At 71.2% G+C, this 17,439-nt stretch carries 9 protein-coding genes; 7 read left to right on the top strand and 2 right to left on the bottom strand.

Annotation, left to right across the window (positions count from 1 at the left end):
- The first annotated feature begins 633 nt into the window (after positions 1-633).
- From ABD353_RS08870 to ABD353_RS08855, 4 genes are all read left to right on the top strand, one after another.
- A complete protein-coding gene (locus ABD353_RS08870; protein ID WP_344622936.1) occupies positions 634-8,052 on the top strand; it encodes a ricin-type beta-trefoil lectin domain protein in 7,419 nt (2,472 codons plus the stop codon).
- Positions 8,053-8,063: 11 nt separating this feature from the next.
- Complete coding sequence (locus ABD353_RS08865) at positions 8,064-8,429, top strand: hypothetical protein (RefSeq protein ID WP_344622935.1); 366 nt, start codon at positions 8,064-8,066, stop codon at positions 8,427-8,429.
- 513 nt (positions 8,430-8,942) lie between these two features.
- Complete coding sequence (gene pgm, locus ABD353_RS08860) at positions 8,943-10,592, top strand: phosphoglucomutase (alpha-D-glucose-1,6-bisphosphate-dependent) (protein ID WP_344622934.1); 1,650 nt, start codon at positions 8,943-8,945, stop codon at positions 10,590-10,592.
- Between the two features lie 52 nt (positions 10,593-10,644).
- Positions 10,645-11,172, top strand: coding sequence for a PadR family transcriptional regulator (locus ABD353_RS08855; RefSeq protein WP_344622933.1), 528 nt, complete (start codon positions 10,645-10,647; stop codon positions 11,170-11,172).
- A gap of 12 nt (positions 11,173-11,184) precedes the next feature.
- On the opposite strand, the gene ABD353_RS08850 is transcribed toward ABD353_RS08855, so the two are convergent.
- Positions 11,185-12,207, bottom strand: coding sequence for a hypothetical protein (locus tag ABD353_RS08850; protein ID WP_344622932.1), 1,023 nt, complete (start codon positions 12,205-12,207; stop codon positions 11,185-11,187).
- A gap of 337 nt (positions 12,208-12,544) precedes the next feature.
- Here ABD353_RS08850 and ABD353_RS08845 point away from each other — a divergent pair, with 337 nt between their 5' ends.
- Complete coding sequence (locus ABD353_RS08845; protein ID WP_344622931.1) at positions 12,545-13,174, top strand: class I SAM-dependent methyltransferase; 630 nt, start codon at positions 12,545-12,547, stop codon at positions 13,172-13,174.
- 181 nt (positions 13,175-13,355) lie between these two features.
- Here the strand turns inward: ABD353_RS08845 and ABD353_RS08840 are convergent, their stop codons facing one another.
- The gene (locus ABD353_RS08840) at positions 13,356-13,559 is read right to left on the bottom strand and encodes a cold-shock protein (RefSeq protein WP_045694210.1); all 204 of its coding nucleotides are present in this window, start codon (positions 13,557-13,559) and stop codon (positions 13,356-13,358) included.
- A gap of 675 nt (positions 13,560-14,234) precedes the next feature.
- On the opposite strand from ABD353_RS08840, the gene ABD353_RS08835 reads away from it, so the two are divergent.
- Positions 14,235-14,597, top strand: a complete 363-nt coding sequence (locus ABD353_RS08835) for a hypothetical protein (RefSeq protein WP_344622930.1) — start codon at positions 14,235-14,237, stop codon at positions 14,595-14,597.
- Between the two features lie 877 nt (positions 14,598-15,474).
- The gene (locus ABD353_RS08830; protein WP_344622929.1) at positions 15,475-16,863 is read left to right on the top strand and encodes a hypothetical protein; all 1,389 of its coding nucleotides are present in this window, start codon (positions 15,475-15,477) and stop codon (positions 16,861-16,863) included.
- The last annotated feature ends 576 nt before the right edge of the window (positions 16,864-17,439 follow it).

Below are 17,439 nucleotides of genomic sequence, written 5' to 3'. Positions count from 1 at the left end.
GCGAGCGCTGTGATCAGCGCGGCGGTTGCGGCGATCAGGGCGCGTGAGGGCGCGGCGTTTGGGCGGCGTTGTCCGGACAAGGTCGCAATTCCCCCAGAAAGGTAGAGGCCTCGAACGCGTGATGGGCGCAGGTCCACCACACGGTTGCGGCCTGGAAATGGTGGCGGCAAGCCGGTATCTGCGATGTGCGCCCGACTTGTGCAGGAGTTGGTTGGTTTACGGATGAAGTGAGATGGATCACATTGAAGGGTCTGCGTCAAATCTGAGCGGCCGTGTGAGGTTGAGCGATACGATGCGGATGTTTTTTGCTGTGGCGAAAGACAATTGACGATCAGTCAGCATGGGGGGATTGTGGCGACTTCGCATGCATCGGTGCTCCTGCGTCCGCAAGGCGCACGGCCCGGCGCGAAGCGACGGCTGGCTGTCGTCGCAGTGGCGGCACTCATCGGATCGCTACTCGCACCCGTGACGGCAGCAGCGGCAGCCAGGCCGGACTTCTCCCGCAAATGGGCGCCTCCGAACACGCAGTTACCCAAGACGGCCTCGGTGAAGGGGCACCCCGTTCCGGGTGTCGCGGTGACGGAACCGGTATTTCCGGTTCCTCCGGTCTGGATACCGGCAAAGCTCGTCAGCATGCCAACCCACGGGCATGCAAGCGTGAAGCTGGCCGCCTCCCCGCAGTCCCGGCTCGGGGTCCAGCGCGACAGCGCCGTGCCCGTCGGGCCCCAGGCGTCGGCGGCGGGCCTCCCGGTCGCTCTGGCGCCCCTCGCCGCGGCGGACGGTGAGCAGGTCGTCCAGATCGACGTCCCCGACACCAAGACCGCCAGGGCGGCCGGTATCTCAGGTCTGGCCGTCGCGCTCTCCCGTACGGAGAAGGCCGAAGCCCGACCCGTCCGTGTTTTCGTCGACACCGCCCGCCTGGGCACCGCCTACGGCGCCGGTTGGGCTGCCCGTGCCCGCATGGTCGCTCTGCCCGCCTGCTCCCTGACCACGCCGGAGGCCAAGGGCTGCCTCGAGCAGACGCCGCTCCCCTCGCACTACGACACCGCCACGAAGAAGCTGGTCGCGGACGTCACCCTGCCGGGCAGCGGTGGCGCGAGCGGTACGCGTGTCCAGGCACTGACCGGGGCATCCGGAGCCGGAAGCGGCGCGATGGTGGTGGCCGCGGTGTCGGGTTCCTCCGGTGGCGCAGGCACCTATGCGGCGACGCCGCTGGATCCGTCCCAGGCGTGGACCAGCGGAGGATCATCAGGCGCTTTCACCTACTCGTATCCGGTGCAGAGCCCAGCCACGCTCGGCGGTGCGGTCCCCGGGGTCGCACTCGGCTACGACTCGTCGTCCGTGGACGGCAAGACGTCCGCGACGAACTCCCAGGCGTCCTGGATCGGCGACGGTTGGGACTACAGCGCCGGTTTCGTCGAACGCTCCTACAAGCCGTGTTCCAAGGCCGGCCTCGCCACTTCGGGCGACCAATGCTGGGCCGGCGCCAATCTGACGATGTCCTTGGCGGGCCACACGGGCGAACTCGTCCCCGATGACGCCTCCTGCCAGGGCAGTACGCCCGCCGCGGCGGAGCAGTCCAACTGCATCTGGCGGATCAAGGGCGACGACGGTACGAAGATCGAGTTTCTCACCGGAGCCACCAACGGTACGTGGAACGGCTCCTACATCAAGGTCACGGACACGGGTGGCACCGTCTACTACTTCGGCCTCAGCCACCTTCCGAGCAGCAGCGGCACTCCCACCGGGACCGGACCCGACAGCGGCTCCGCCTGGACCGTGCCGGTGTACTCGCCCAACAGCGGCGACCCGTGCTACGACCCCGCCAAGGGCAAGGCCTCCTGGTGCCAGATGGGTTGGCGGTGGAACCTCGACTACGCCGTCGACCCGCACGGCAACCTCACCACCTACACCTACACGCCCGAGGCCAACCACTACGCCCGCGGCGGTGGTCAGAACAACGGCACCGGCACCAACACCTCGTACACCCGCTCCGGTGTCCTGTCCTCCATCGGCTACGGACAGCGGCTGGCCGACCAGCTGAACGCCAACGGCTCCTACAAGCCCGCCGCGAAGATCGTCTTCAATTCGGGCGAGCGGTGCGTCACCTCCGCCAGCGCGTGCGACCCCTCCCAGCGCACGGCCGCGAACGCAGCGAACTGGCCGGACGTTCCCCTGGACGAGCAGTGCGGGGCCACCGGCACCTGCACCAACTACGGGCCCACGTTCTGGACCACCAAGTGGCTGACCGCCATCACCACGCAGGTCCGAGCCGGCGGCGCATACCAGGATGTGGATTCCTACGCCCTGAAGCACGTCTTCGTCAACGTGCAGAACACCACCGAGAGCACCCAGGTCCCCTGGCTCGCCTCCGTCCAGCACACAGGCAAGGACACCCAGGCATCCTCCACACCGATCACCTTGCCCGCGGTCTCCTTCACCCCGGTACTGCTGCCCAACAGGGTGGACGGCACCAACCTGGTACCTGCACCTCCGGCCTACAACCGCCCCCGCATCCAGCTGGTCACCACCGAGACCGGCGGTGCCCTCGGCGTCGACTACAAACCGGCCGGCTGCTCACGGGTCAACAACGTCATGCCGCCCTCGGCCGACACCAACACGCGCTCCTGCTACAACGTCAAATGGAGCCCACCGGGTGCGATCGCCGGTAGCGATCCCGTTGACGACTGGTTCCTGCGCTACCCGGTCAACACCGTCACCGTCAACCCGAACACCCCCGGCGCGGTGCCGATGACCACCGCCTACACCTACGGCAACGCGGCCTGGCACCGCAACGACTCACCGTTGACCGAGGACAAGAACCGCACCTGGGACGGCTTCCGCGGCTACGCGTCCGTCACCGTCGTCTCCGGCAGCGGCAACGACGGCCCCAAGGCCCAGAGCACCACCACCTACTACCAGGGCATGGACGGGGACAAGACCGCCACCGGTACTCGCAGCGCCACCGTCGCCGGCCCCAACAGCGGACAGGTCACTGACTCCGACTGGCTCTCCGGCCAGACGTTGGAGACCGACACCTACACCCAGGTCGGCGGCACCGTCGCGGCCTACACGGTCAACACCAGCAGCGGTCCGGTCACCACCGCCACCCACAACCGTGGCACCCTGCCTCCGCTCGTCGCCCGCTATTCCGCCACCACCGCCACTGCCCTCGCCAAGGAGCTCAAGGCCGACGGCACCTGGCGCACCACGGCCAAGACCACCACCACCGACTCCGCCCGCAACAACCGCCCGCTCACCTCCCTCGACACGGCCGACGGACTTCCGGACGTGTGCACCCGCTACGCCTACGCCACCGGCCCCGACCCGCAGCGCACCGGCCAGTCCGCTCAGGCCGTCGTCGTCAGCGGTGCCAATGCCTGCAGTGCCACGGCCACCGCAGCCAACACCGTCTCCGGTGCACGGACGCTGTACGACAACCTGGCCTACGGCCAGACGGGCACCGTCGGCGATGTCACCGCGAGTCAGGTGCTCGAGTCCTGGGACAGCGGCGGCAACCCGGTCTACTCCACCACCGCGACCAGCACCTACGACTCCTACGGTCGGGGGCTGAGCACCACCGACCCGCACGCCACAGACAGCGCCCACAGCGCCGGCGCCACCACAACCACCTCCTACTCGGCAGCGAACGCAGGCGAGCTGCCCAACTCCCTCACCCTCACCAGCCCGGCGCCGGCCGGCGCCAGCGACGCGGCTGCCGGGCGTACGGCCATCACCACACTGGACACCGCCCGATCCCTGCCGCTGACCGTCACCGATCCCAACGGCAGGGTCACCACGCAGACCTACGACGCACTCGGCCGGATCACTGCAGTTTGGCTACCCGGACGAGCCACCGCCGCAACTGCGAGCAAGACGTTCGCCTACTCCGTGCCCGGCGTCGTCGACAACCGTGCGGTCCCGCCGACCGTCACCACCACGACCCTGTCCGGCCTGACCGCCCAGGCCGACAACCGCACGGTGGCAATCCAGATCATGGACGGCCTGGCGCGACCCGTCCAGACCCAGTCGAGCCCGGCATCCAGCGCCTACACCGGCCGGATGATCACCGATACGGCTTACGACTCCCAGGGCCGGGTGTTGCGGTCCAACGCCGCCTGGTACAACAACGACACCGCTCCCGCCGCCACGCTGTACCAGACCAACAGCACCCAGGAAGCCCCCGCCCAGACCTACACCGTGTACGACGGCCTCGGCCGACCGGTGACCACCCAGTTCATCGCCTACGGCACCGTGCAGACCACCGCCACGACGGCCTACCCCGGCGCCGATCGCACCGATGTCTCCCCGCCGACCGGCGCGACACCGACATCCAACGTCACCGACGCCCGCGGTCGTACCGTCCAGCTGTGGCAGTACAAGACCCCCACCGCCACGGGCAACAGCGCCGATGCGGACGTCACCACCTACACCTACACGTCCGCCGGTCAGCCGGCCGGCCACACGGACGCCGCGGGAAACACCTGGACCTACGGATACGATCAGCGCGGCCGCCAGACCACCGCGACCGACCCCGACGCCGGTGCCAGCACCAGGACTTACGACTCGGACGGCCGCCTCGCGGCCACCACCGATGCCCGCGGCCAGACCATAACCCACACCTACGACCTGCTCGGCCGCCCGACCGCCTCCTACGCAGGGACCGCCGGCGACCCGACCAAGCAGCTCACCGCCTTCACCTACGACACGGTCGTCAAGGGACAGCCGGCCACCTCCACGCGATACGTGGGCGGATCATCTGGCGCCGCGTACACCACCTCGGTCCTCGCCTACAACACCGCGTACCAGCCGACCAGGACGACCATCACCATCCCCGGATCGGAGATCGGGTCGGCCGCGCCGCTCACCTACACCTACGCCGCCGTCTACGACCCGGGCACCGGGCTGCTCCTGAAGGACGCCCGCCCGGCGGTCGCCGACATCGCCGCCGAGCAGGTCAACTACAACTACGACACCGCCGGCACCCTCCAGTCGTACGGCAGCCCCGGCTTCACCTACGACCTCTCCAACGACTACGACGCCTACGGCCGACCGATCCGCGCCACACTCAACCCGTGGGGCACCCAGATCGTCGTCACCAACACGTTCGACGAGCCCACCGGTCGCCAACTCGCCCAGTACGTCGACAAGCAGACCGCCAGCACCGGCGCCGTCCAACAGACCACTTACGCCTACGACCCCGCCGGCCGGATCACCGCCATCCGCGCCGTCCCCGACAACACCCCCTCCGCCACCGACCTGCAGTGCTTCACCTACGACTACCTCGGCCGGCTCACCACTGCCTGGTCCGACACCGGCAGTCTCTCTCAGGCGGCACAACCCGCGGTCGGTGGCCGGGGCTCGTGCACGAATGCCACACCCACCAGCGGCGCGCAGTCTCCCCGGAAGACCACCATCGGCGGCCCAGCCCCGTACTGGCAGACGTACGGCTACGACCTCACGGGCAACCGGAAGCAACTCGTTCAGCACGACCCGGCCGGTGACACGACCAAGGACGCGATCACTTCTCAGACGTTCACCGCCAACGGCACCGTCAACAGTGGCAACGGCGCCGGAGGGCCGCACGCCCCGACCGCCGCCACCACCACGGTCAACGGCGCCGCCATCAATACCACCAGCACCTACGACGCAGCGGGCAACACCGCGACCCAGTACTCCTACGGCAGCGGGATCACCAACTTCACCTGGAACACCGAAGGGAAGCTCGAGGCCGACACGCCCGCCGTCCAGATCCAGGGCATCGGCGCCAAGTGCCTCTACACGCAGGACGGTTCCAGCGCTGCCGGCACACCGGCCGAGATCACCACCTGCAGCTCCAGCGGCGCTCAGAAGTTCGCCACCACCGACAACCTCCTCAAGCTCATGGGCAAGTGCCTGACCGCCATGGGCGCCACCGCCGGCTCGGCCGTGCAGCTCCAGACCTGCAACGGTGCCGCGACACAGACCTGGGCCGTACGCGCGGACGGCACGATCCTCAACGCCACTGCCAACCTGTGCATCGCCGTCCCCGGCGACACCACCACGAACGGCACCGACGTCGTCCTCGCCGCCTGCGGTACCCCTGTGCCGGCCGGCCAGAAGTGGACCGTCCCCGACAACTCCACCACCTACGTCTACGACGCCACCGGCAACCAGCTCATTCGCCGAAACCCCGGCAAGACCACCATCACCCTCGGCGCCGACGAACTCACGTACGACACCACCACCAAGACGACCACCGGCACCCGGTACTACCAGATCCCCGCCGGTCTGACCCTGGTCCGACAGGGCAATACATCCACGTACCAGATCACCGACCACCACGGCACGGGCAACCTCGCCCTGGACGCCACGACGCTCGCCGAGACCCGCCGAGCCAGCGACCCCTTCGGCAATCCCCGCGGTACCCAACCCACCACCTGGGCCGGGACGCACGGGTTCGTCGGCGGTACCAAGGACGACACCACCGGGCTCACCACCCTCGGCGCCCGCCAGTACCAGCCCACCACCGGTCGCTTCCTCAGCCCCGACCCCGTCCTCGCCACTGACAACCCCCAGCAATGGAACGCCTACGCCTACAGCAACAACAATCCCGTCAACCTCAGTGACCCCAGCGGACTGTTCTGCGACGGTTGCAGCACCAACAACCCCACCTCCGCCTGGAACGACGGTCACCCCGGCTGCGCGGCCACGACGTGCTACAACCGCGACGGATCCACCACGAACGTGGAGAACCACGTCCACGTCCACAACACCACCTCGGGCACGACCCACCACGCGGACGACGGCCACGACGGAGACCACTACGTCGCGGGCATCCGCATCCCCACTGCCAAGGAACTCGCCGCCCGGGGCTGGAGCGGGTCGTACCAGGAACAAGTCGGCCTGTGGACCCGGAACGTCTGCCTCACCCCCGGCGGCCCCACCCCCAACTACGGCGGCATGTGCGACCTGGCGGACAAGGCCGGGCTGCTCGACGCCGGCAGCCCCGGCCAGAAACTGGCAGCGGCCGCCTTCACCGCTCTCGCCTTCTGCGTCCTCGCTCCCGAAGTCTGCGTCGGAGCAGCAGTAGCGGCCGTCGAGGGAGAAATCGACATTGCTTCCGGCGGCAGCCTCGCCCTGGGCGGAGGCAGCCTCGCCGTCGCACGGCGCGCCGCCGAGGCGTTCTACGGCAAGACGGCAGCCAGGGAAGTCGACGACATCGCGGCGGCCTGCTTCCGCCGCAACAGCTTCACCGGTGACACCTTGGTCCTCATGGCTGACGGCAGCACCAAGCCGATCAGCGAGGTCAAAGACGGCGACATGGTGGTCGCGACCGACCCAGTAACAGGCGTCACCGCGCCGAAGGCGGTCATCGCGACCATCACGACCCCGGACGACGAAGACTTCACGGATCTCGCCATCACTGGGGCGCAGCCCTCCGTACCGAAGGAGACCGAACCCCAGAAGAAGACCCTGACCACGACGTGGCACCACCCGTTCTGGAACGCAACGACCGGGCAGTGGACCGACGCCTCGGAACTGCACGCTGGTGACGAACTGCGTCAGCCTGACGGTGCCACAGTCGCTGTCACCTCAGTGCGCAATTACCACCAGCGTGCGGTCACCTTCAACCTCACCATCGCAGACCTTCACACGTACTACGTGCTTTCGGGGACGACGCCGATCCTGGTTCATAACTCAGACTGTGGTGTAAGGATCGCGCTGGGTTTGTCGTCCCGAGATCTGGTGGGGAAGGCAGATCGAACAGGCGCGTGGCACCTGATGGAGAATGGACTCGACTGGGAAGGTGTTCTTGCTGATGCGATCAAGGAGGCGCAGGGAAGTAGCCCGTTTGTGAAGTTCGATTTCTACATGGACGGACTCTCGGCGGAACGCTTGGGGCTGGGATCCGGGGCTTCGCTTCATCAGAGAATTACCACTCTTGCCGACTTGGGGGACAAGGGGGTCGGGGGGCCGGTAGCATATGAGGTGGCTCAGCTGAGGGGGGCAAATCTGTTATCTAAGATTGACTTCTACGAGAATGGGTCCCTTCAGGCGAATCCGTTTTAAAGGAGGTGGCGGTGGAGCTTCTCTGGGAAACCGGTAGACAGTTTGTCCTGGCGCGGTATGTGGCTTCGCATCAACAGCTTCTGTTCAGGAGTGACAAGGGGATGGGAGGGGGCTCGCGGGTGGAGGTCCTCTTTGGTCCGGTTCAAAATATGAACCTGAGCTGTCTTGTCTATGAGCAGTTCAATATCTATTTGCTGCCGAGGGGGGATCTGCGAGAGTATTCGGGGGGGTTGTTTGGTGATCCGCCTGCGAGTTGCAAGGTGTACGGAATTGGCGGGCCGGAAATTCGAGGCCTGGTAGTGGCTTCTGGATATACAAGCGTCGAGGATGACGGTAATTATTGGGAGCGGAGCAGCCTCCTTCGGTTTGATTCATGAACCTCGGCACCCATGGCCGAGTCGGTAGATGGCCGGGTTGGGATGAGCAGTGTGTCGGGGACAGCCACGTCGACAGCCTCCAGCACCTCGAACAATGCGAGGCCGGCGACACGCGGCCGTGTCCGGGAGGGGACGAAGGTGAGGGCGAACCTGCTGGTTCGGGATGCTGGCGGATTCCGCACGTCGGACCGGCCGGACGGGCGGGTCATGGCTCGGAACATCACGCAGACCCCCGGTCCGGTGGACGACCAGGGCGCCAGCGTGCCGCAACTCTGCGCTCGGACGGCCGGGTCGTGGGAGTCGGTAGGCACGGGCCCCGCCGCGAGTTCGACTGGTCCGTTCCAGGGAACCCCCGCCGGGCGGGTGCGACGCGCCCGACCGGGTCGGTTGTCGAATGCGGGCCGGTGGCCGGGGTAGGTCTGAGGGCGTACGCGCTGCGGCCGCCGACGGAGGCGGCGCACACGCCCCGCCCCGCCGGTCCGGACGGCGGGCGGTGACCAGGAGGTGGAGACGATGGTGCACGCTCGTGCCGGTGAGCCCGCAGGCCCCGAGGACCTGGTGGACGTGGCCCGGCTGGTGACCGCGTACTGGACGCTGCACCCCGACCCGGCGCAGCCCGGCCAGCGGGTGGCGTTCGGCACCTCGGGGCACCGCGGTTCCTCGCTGGACACCGCGTTCAACGAGGACCACATCGCCGCGACCACCCAGGCGATCTGCGAGTACCGGGCGGCGCAGGGCACCACCGGCCCGCTGTTCCTCGGCATCGACACCCATGCGCTCTCCGAGCCGGCCCGGGCCACCGCCCTGGAGGTGCTCGCCGCGAACGGCGTCACCGTGCTGCTCGACAGCGAGGACGGCTACACCCCGACCCCCGCGGTGTCGCACGCGATCCTCGCCCACAACCGGTCCCACCCGGCCGGCCCGCTCGCCGACGGCATCGTGGTCACCCCCTCGCACAACCCGCCGCGCGACGGCGGCTTCAAGTACAACCCGCCGAGCGGCGGCCCGGCCGGCTCCGCCGCCACCGGCTGGATCCAGGACCGCGCCAACGCCCTGATCGAGGCGGGCCTCGCGGGCGTGCGCCGGATCCCGTACGCGCGGGCGCTGGCCGCCGACACCACCGGCCGCCACGACTACGTCGGCGCCTACACCGAGGACCTTCCGCAGGTGCTGGACCTGGACGCGGTGCGGGCCGCCGGCGTGCGGATCGGCGCCGACCCGCTCGGCGGCGCCTCGGTCGCCTACTGGGGCCGGATCGCCGAGACCCACCGCCTCGACCTCACCGTGGTCAACCCGCTCACCGACCCGACCTGGCGGTTCATGACGCTGGACTGGGACGGAAGGATCCGGATGGACTGCTCCTCGCCGTCCGCGATGGCCTCGCTGATCGGCCGCAAGGACGAGTACACCGTCGCCACCGGCAACGACGCCGACGCCGACCGGCACGGCATCGTCACCCCCGACGGCGGCCTGATGAACCCCAACCACTACCTCGCCGTCGCGATCGACTACCTCTACCGGCACCGCGGCGGCTGGGCGGAGACCGCGGCCGTCGGCAAGACCCTGGTGTCCTCCTCGATGATCGACCGGGTGGCCGCAGAGCTGAAGCGCGAGCTGGTCGAGGTGCCGGTCGGCTTCAAGTGGTTCGTCGACGGGCTGCTCGACGGCAGCGTCGCCTTCGGCGGCGAGGAGTCCGCCGGCGCCTCCTTCCTGCGCCGCGACGGTTCGGTCTGGACGACCGACAAGGACGGCATCCTGCTCGCCCTGCTGGCCTCCGAGATCACCGCCGTCACCGGCCGCAGCCCGTCCGAGCTGTACGGCGACCTCACCGCCCGGTTCGGCGACCCCGCCTACGCCCGGGTCGACGCGCCCGCGACCCGCGAGCAGAAGGCCGTCCTGGCGAAGCTCTCGCCCGCCCAGGTCCGCGCCGACCGGCTGGCCGGCGAGCCGGTGACCGCGGTGCTGACCGAGGCGCCCGGCAACGGCGCGGCCGTCGGCGGCCTCAAGGTCTGCACCGAGAACGCCTGGTTCGCGGCCCGTCCCTCCGGCACCGAGGACGTCTACAAGATCTATGCCGAGAGCTTCCACGGCCCCGAGCACCTCGCCCAGGTCCAGGCCGAGGCCCGCGCGGTCGTCGCCGAGGCGCTCGGCGGCACGGACTGACCGCACGGACCGGTCCTGCACCGCCGGTGCCCCGACGATCTAGGATCGGTCCATGTCGCTGCCGCACGCCATCCTCACCGCCCTGCTGGAGAAGCCGTCCTCGGGGCTGGAGTTGACGCGCCGCTTCGACAAGTCGATCCGCTACTTCTGGTCCGCCACCCACCAGCAGATCTACCGCGAGCTCGGGCGGCTGGAGAAGGACGGCCTGATCCGCGCCGTCCCCCAGCCGCCCAGCCGCGGCCAGCGCAAGGAGTACGAGGTGCTCCCGGAGGGCCGGGCCGCCCTCACCGACTGGATCGGGCAGCCCCAGGACCCGCGGCCCAACCGCGACCCGCTGCTGCTGCGCCTGCGCGCCGCCGCCGCGGTCGGCACCGGCGCCTCCCTCAAGGACGAGCTGCGCCGCCACCTGGAGCTGCACCAGCAGCAGTTGGCCGAGTACCGGGAGATCGAGCAGCGGGACTTCCCGGCCGAGCGCGCGGACGCCGAGAACCGCCTGCAGCACCTGGTGCTGCAGGCCGGGATCGGCCTGGAGACCCACTGGGTGGAGTGGCTGGAGGCCGCGCTCGCCGAGTTCGGGTGATCCGGCCGGCCGTCAGTGCCCGGTGCGCCGCCACTGACGGAACCGCCACACCAGGCAGGAGCCGATCGACACCCCGACCACCCCGGCGGCGACCGCCAGCCACCGCTGGTTCGCGATGTGGGCGCCGGTGAAGACCATCAGCACCGAGACGGCGAACGGCACCACCAGCACCGCGATCGTCCGCAGGGCGACCAGCATCGCGAGCGGTCGCACCCTGCCCCGGCCGCGGGTCTTCGCCGCCTCGTCCCGCTCGTCCTCGACCAGCCCGAAGAGGATCGACGCCCGGGTCGCCAGCCGCAGCGTCGCCGAGCGGTACGCCACGCCCAGCACCGGCACCCAGACGAACGGCAGCATCAGGCCGACGGCGACCAGCAGCGCCACCGCCGCCCAGCGCAGGTACCGCAGCCGCCCGGCCGCCGCGCTGCTGCCGCCCGGCGAGATCACCCCGAGCACGTACGCCATCCGCTCGACCACGCGCAGCCACTCGCGCAGCGACAGCCTGGGCGCCGGCTCGCCCTCCGCCGGGCCTTCCGCCGAGCCTTCTCCCGCGCCCTCCGCCGGGCCTTCGGGCACGCGCGTCGCCGGCTCGGGCTCCGGCAACTCGGCGATCGCCCGCCGGGCCTCCTCACGGGTGGGGTAGGCGCCCTGCAGCACCAGCATGTCGACGGCCCGCTCGGGATCGGTGGCCGACCGCCCCGACAGCTCGGCGAGCTCCAGCACCATCCGGCCCTGGGCGAGCAGCGCGGCGCAGAACATCACCGGGATCAGGCCCATGAAGGGCCCGCCGACGAAGGCGCCCTCCGCGATCGCGGTGTGCACGCCCCGCTCGATCACGGTGTGCTTCAGCTGCTCCGGCGGCACCGACCTGCGCATCTTCGCCAGCCGCTCGACCGACTCGCGGCCGAGCCGCTCGACACCGAACAGGGCGGCCCGCTCGGCCATGTGCGTGGGGTCGTGCCGGATCCGTCCGAGCAGGTCGATCGGCGGCCACGGGGCGCGGCCGCGCTCGGGTGCACGGGGCTCGGCACCACCCATCCGAGCTGCCTCCGTCCCGTGCCGCGGCAGGCCTTTCAGGGCTTGTCCGACGATTCCCGCCGCGCGCGCGACGCCGGATCATCTCTCCCAGCCCCGAGGGGGCCGGGAGGTGCCCCCGGCCCGGACGCCCCGCCGCATCGCCCGAGTACGTCCAGTACGAGGCCGATACGGCAGCACGCCCGGCCGGGCGCGAAATGGGGGCACCTCCCGGCCGGAGGCTGGGGGAGCCGCGCGCCGATGCGACGCGAATCGTCAGACAAGCCCTGGGCCCGGCCCCTCCCGGCCACGGCGAGGCGGTGCCGGTCGGTGGCGGCCGGCCGTGGTGGATACTCTGCGGATGGACAGCACCTCGATCCGGAACTCCTACGACACGGTCGCCGACGAGTACGCGCAGGGCCTCACCGCGGACCTGGCCTCGAAGCCGTTGGACCGCGCCATGCTGACGGCCTTCGCCGAGCAGGTCCCGAAGGACGGTCCGGTGGCCGACGTCGGGTGCGGTCCCGCGCAGGTGGCGTGCTTCCTGGACGACCTCGGGGTTCCGGTCCTGGGCCTGGACGTGTCACCGGGCATGGTCGCGGCGGCGAGGCAGCGCCGTCCGGGCCTCGACGTGCGGGTCGGCTCGATGCTGGACCTTCCGCTGGCGGACGGAGAGCTCGCCGGCATCGCGGCGTTCTACTCGCTGATCCACCTGCAGCCCGACGAGCGGCCACGCGCCTACGCGGAGTTCGCCCGGGTGCTGCGCCCGGGAGGCCTCGTCCTCGCGGCCTTCCACGCGGGTGAGGAGGTCCGGCACCGGGACTCCTGGTTCGACCGCCCGGTCTCGCTCGACTTCTTCGCGCTCCGCCCGGAGGACGTCGCCGCAGGTCTCGCGGATGCCGGGTTCGCCCTTGCGGCCACGCTGATGCGGGGGCCGTACCCGGGCGAGGCCGACACCGAGCGTGCGTACCTCCTGGCCCGCAGGCTCTGACCCGCAGGCTCTGATCCGCGTGGGGACGGCCCCTGCGGGGAAGGCCCGTGAGCCGGGTCCCGCGCGGTCGGGAGCGCGCCGACGGGGGCAGTGCGTCGTGACGCAACGCCGAAGGGCCCGTACCGGGCATGTGCACGGTACGGGCCCCTCGCTGCCGGGTGGGTGCCCTGGCAGGAAACGACTACAGCGGGCGAATGTTCTCCGCCTGCGGGCCCTTCTGGCCCTGCGTGACGTCGAACTCGACCTTCTGGCCCTCGAGCAGCTCACGGAAGCCGTTGGCGTTGATGTTCGAGTAGTGGGCGAAGACGTCCGGGCCGCCACCCTCCTGCTCGATGAAGCCGAAGCCCTTTTCCGAGTTGAACCACTTCACAGTGCCATTAGCCATTTAAAGATCTCCTTCGAGGGGCTGTCCGGAGCTCGCACAACGCGAGTTCCGGGTCGCCGTGATGAGCACCCGCCCGGGCAAGAGCCGGGAAACAAAAACGCGCCTGCGAAATACATCAGCAGGCGCACACAAAGTTTCATGGGAACCACTACTGCAACGAAATCCACTGTAGCAGGCCGATCCCGCCAGCGGGTGGACATCGCACCCCGAGTTTTTCGGAGGCCCTTTTGCCGGGTCGCCGCCGCGGGCCGTCCGTTCCGTCAACGCGCCCGGGGGGTAAGCCGGTTGGCGCGGGCGCGGTGCTCGTTCGAGCCGCGGATCTTCGAGGGAACGGCAACACTTCGGGTCCGGCGCGCCCTCCTCCCTTACTGCGGACAGCCCCGCGCGGACGGTGCATTCCGGTGTCCGGCCGCAACCCGGGCGGCGTGCTGCACGGCAACGTCGGTCATTTCGGCTCCGCCCGCCCGGTGCCACGGAAAGGGCCGCTGGCTTGCAGCCGCCAAAGGGTTGCGAAGCGCTGCGGGGAGAGTTCGCCGCCGGCGTCGGGGGAGGCACCGTGGGGCGTCGGCCTCGGGCCGCCCGCACCGCGGGCGCAGCCGACCGGCAGGCCGGGCGGCCACGGTTTCTGCGCCGCGGAGGTCGGCGGGCGCCGGGGCTGTGTCTAGGCTGGGACCCATGCCGAACCCAGACGGGCTGCTCGTCGACATCGCCGCGTTGGTCGAGTCCGAGCACAGCAACCAGATGTCCCTGACCGTGGTCGTCCCCGGAGCGGTGATCACCGGCAGGCTCGCGCCGATGGCCCTGTGGCAGGAGCGCGTGGCGGAGGTCCTCCAGGCCTCGGACCACCTGAAGCCGTTCGCGGCGCTCTTCGCCCCGCCCGCCGACGGACCGACCGCACGGCCCACCCACCTCCATCTCCACCGGGCGAAGATCCTCCAGGGCAGCTTCGCGCTGCCACACACCGGCGGCATGTACCGCATCGCCATCGAGGACATCAGCAGCTGGACCGTCGGTGACCTCGGCTACGTGAACACCTGACGGCCGCGCCGGGGCGCGCGCCGGCCGCGCGGGGCCGGGCCACGGGCCCACCCCCGCACCGGTGCGTCCCCCGACGGTGCCCGTGCTGCCCGGATGCATGGTGTACCGGGCGTTCGGAGCCGTCCTCCCACGTCGGTCGCGCATCCGCACGCTCTGCCCGGCCCGCTGCGTGCGGCGGGACGATGGACGGGGCCGGAATCCGGCCGGAGGAGACCGCCGGCCGTCGTCGCAGTGCGGGCGGCGGCGGGTGGTAGTCGGCGGTGCCCGATCCGTGCACCGCCGAGGAAAGGGGAGAGGGACATGGCCGTGGTGATGTCGATGGACTGGGCCGGAGTCACGCCGGAGCAGTACGACACGGTGCGGGACGCCGTCGACTGGGAGGAGGTCCCGGCGGCCGGGGGCCAGGTCCATATGGCCTGGTTCGACGCGCAGGGCCTGCACGTGACCGACGTGTGGGACTCTCAGCAGGCCTTCGAGGCGTTCCTCGCCCAGCGGCTGGCGCCGGCCGTGGAGAAGGCCGGCATCACCGGCGCCCCCCGAGGTCTCCTTCAGCCCGCTGCACCGCCGGTTCGTCGCCCCGGGAGTCAGCGGCGCCGAGTAGCCGGCCCCGCGGTGGCGGCCCGGACGACCGCTCCGGCCGCCACCGCGAGCGCCACCGCTGCCGCGAGCGCTCCGGCTGCGCCGACCACACCGACGCGCCGTCGTCGTGACGGTGGCTCACCGCACGTGCCGGGCACACCCGCCCGAGTGCACGACCGGATCGCTGCCGAGGCCGTCCCCCGTCCTCGTGCACCGCCGGTCGGGCGCGGTGGGCGGCCCGGCCGCGGCCGCGGAAATCCGCTGGGAGGCACCGGCCCCGCCCGGCCAGAATGACCGCATGCCGCACCACGCCGAACAGTTGCTCGCCGACGTCGACCCGCTCCCGTACCCGGACCGCCAGCGGCTCGTCGCCCGCAGAGCCCGCGAACTCGCCGCCGACGGGCAGCTCCCCGCGCTGCTGTCCGAACTGGAGCACTCCGGCGTGTACGGCCGCCGGCTCGCCGCGCTCGCCGCGTCGGCCGGCCGCGCCACCGAGTACCTCACCGAGCGGCTGACCGACCCCGACCCGGTGGTCCGCGGGTACGCCCTGCGGGCCGCCCGCACCCAGGACGTCCCGGACGAGGCCATCGAGGCGGCCTTCACCGGCGCCTCCTGCACCCTGCGCCGGCAGCTCGCTCGGGTCGTCCGGCACGGCCGCCGGCACCGGCTCGCCGAACGGCTGGTGGGCCGCCTGCGCGCCGAGTGGGGCGACGCCGAGGCCGGCCGGCTGCTCTCCGCCTGCAGCCCCGAGTTCGTCGCCCGGACCCTGCCCGACCTCGCGCACGCCGTCCCGCTCGCACCCCTCGCCGCGCGCTTCCCGGACGAGGTCCTGGACCACCTGGAGCGGGTCCTCGCCGAGCACCCCGGGACGCTGCGGCTCGGGCAGTCGCCCGAACTCGCCGACGTCCTCGCCGCCACCGTGCGGGCCCGCCCCGAACGGGCCCTCGACCTGCTGGAGCGGTTCGGCCCGGACCTCCCGCTGCGCCACGACCTCCTGCCATCGCTGGCCGCCGCCGACGCCGAACGCACCGTCCGGCTCCTCACCGACCCGCGGCGCGGCACGTCCGGGCCCTACAGCCTGCCGCCCACGAGCGGCACCCTGCGCCGGCTGGTGCGCGCCAACCCGCCCTCGCTCCCCGCCCTCGGCCGCCACTGGCTGGCCGTGCCCCGCTGCTTCGCCGCCCTGCTGCGCGCCCTCCCGCCGGGCCGGCGCGACGCGTTCCTCGACGGCGTGTACGACGGCGCCGTCCCGCGGGCGGCCGAACTCCCCCTCCTGCTGCCGCTGTTTCCGCACACCCGGCGCCACGCCGAGGCACGGCGGCAGGTCGCCGCACTCCGCGCCCAGGGCCGCCCCTGGGCCGGGATCGCGTCCTTCCTGGCACACCTGCCCACCGGGGAGGCCCAGCCCGAACTGCGCGCCGCCCTCTCCCGCCCGGACGCCGACGACCGGGCCGCCGCCTGGACGGCCCTGCTCGCCAACGCGGCCGCCGCCGACGATCGGGACGCCGTCCAGGACGCGCTCGGACTGCTCCCGCGGCTGCGCAACGAGCAGGACCCGGTGCGCAGCGCCGCGCTGACCGCGCTCGCCCAGGTGCCCGCCCGGCGGCGGGCGCGGCCACCGCGGCCGTCCTGCTGCGGCAGCACGCACACGGCCCGCTGCCGCCGCCCGGGACACTCGACGCGCTGACCCGGACGGCCCGCCGGAACGGGGACACCGGCCCGGCCGCCGGGCTGTTCGCGACCGCGCTGACCGAGGTGTTCGGGGACCGCCTCGGCTGGCCCGAGGAGTGGCGGGTCCTGCTGCGGGAGCTGCGCCGCCACCCCTCGGCGGACGTCCGGGAGCGTGCCCTCGCGGCGGTCACGCACCGGGAGTGACCTGCGGCCGGGCCGTTCCCAGGACCCCGCACAACGGAGGCGAACGATTCCGCGGGTACGGCCGGCCCCACTCCCCGGGGCCGGCCGCACGACCACCGCCACCGCGGGCCACGCGCCGCGGCCGTCCGCGCCGACAAGGCGCCCGGCCCCCGCCACGCCCGGCCCGCCCGCTGGCCCCGACGGCCTGCCGACCGGCTACAACGGCCCGCCGAACCCGTCGGTCGTCCGTCACACGGTGCGTGGTCACACGCCGGACGGCCGATGGATGGGATGGTGGTGCGCCATGGGAGGGACTGATCACCGACCCTGACCGGCCGGCACTCCGCCGACCGGCAGGCGGCACTCCCCACCCGACGAAGCGAAACCCCGAACGACGAGAAGGCACCGA

Source organism: Kitasatospora arboriphila, assembly GCF_039528095.1.
Taxonomy (GTDB): Bacteria; Actinomycetota; Actinomycetes; order Streptomycetales; family Streptomycetaceae; genus Kitasatospora; species Kitasatospora arboriphila.
This window is presented reverse-complemented; position numbering and strand designations above follow the sequence as displayed.

Bases quoted from the DNA above. Each gene is read 5' to 3' on its own strand.
- ABD353_RS08850 (WP_344622932.1), bottom strand. From the start codon at position 12,207: ATGGGTGGTGCCGAGCCCCGTGCACCCGAGCGCGGCCGCGCCCCGTGG.
- pgm (WP_344622934.1), top strand. From the start codon at position 8,943: ATGGTGCACGCTCGTGCCGGTGAGCCCGCAGGCCCCGAGGACCTGGTG.
- ABD353_RS08835 (WP_344622930.1), top strand. From the start codon at position 14,235: ATGCCGAACCCAGACGGGCTGCTCGTCGACATCGCCGCGTTGGTCGAG.
- ABD353_RS08845 (WP_344622931.1), top strand. From the start codon at position 12,545: ATGGACAGCACCTCGATCCGGAACTCCTACGACACGGTCGCCGACGAG.
- ABD353_RS08830 (WP_344622929.1), top strand. From the start codon at position 15,475: ATGCCGCACCACGCCGAACAGTTGCTCGCCGACGTCGACCCGCTCCCG.
- ABD353_RS08840 (WP_045694210.1), bottom strand. From the start codon at position 13,559: ATGGCTAATGGCACTGTGAAGTGGTTCAACTCGGAAAAGGGCTTCGGC.
- ABD353_RS08855 (WP_344622933.1), top strand. From the start codon at position 10,645: ATGTCGCTGCCGCACGCCATCCTCACCGCCCTGCTGGAGAAGCCGTCC.
- ABD353_RS08870 (WP_344622936.1), top strand. From the start codon at position 634: ATGCCAACCCACGGGCATGCAAGCGTGAAGCTGGCCGCCTCCCCGCAG.